This is a genomic window from Virgibacillus sp. AGTR (genome assembly GCF_016919725.2).
GTDB classification, from domain to species: Bacteria; Bacillota; Bacilli; order Bacillales; family Amphibacillaceae; genus Virgibacillus; species Virgibacillus salarius.
Genome location: NZ_JAJERH010000186.1, coordinates 1 through 486, shown reverse-complemented (window position 1 = coordinate 486; position 486 = coordinate 1). Strand labels below are relative to the sequence as shown.

Below are 486 nucleotides of genomic sequence, written 5' to 3'. Positions count from 1 at the left end.
TTGAAAGGTCGTAGAATCCAAGATTCGTATACGATGAAAATGAGAAGCATAACGATAGGGAAGAGTCTGAGAGGTAAATAGTTTATGAGTTAGCAAGGAAGTGAATACGCGACGTAAAAGTTGAACAGCAGAAGAATTAAATCGTTGATTGAGCCCTTCAGGACTCATCAAAACTCCCGTTGAGGATTCTAAACAACTAGATAGCTGCGTTAGGGAAGTACTCGCTACTTTTTGGCTTAACCACGCGCATAGCGCAACTAAATCTTTGGCTTGATACTTGCTCGTCCTTTGAACAAAACCGACTTCCTTGGCTAACTGTTGAAGAACTTGAGGAGACAAAGATCGTTGTAGTTCCTGTGAAAAGAGAGTCAATTCATCCGAAGTCTCGCAACACATAAAAACACCATCCTTTTCCATATATTACTAAAAGGATAGCGCTTTTTCCGTTTTGGGGGTAGTAACTTGTCTTAGCTTGATGGGCATGTG

At 40.9% G+C, this 486-nt stretch carries 1 pseudogene; it reads right to left on the bottom strand.

What is annotated here, in order from left to right:
* Positions 1-396 (bottom strand): annotated as a pseudogene (locus JUJ52_RS23165) (IS4 family transposase); the annotation flags it as partial.
* Between the last annotated feature and the right edge of the window lie 90 nt (positions 397-486).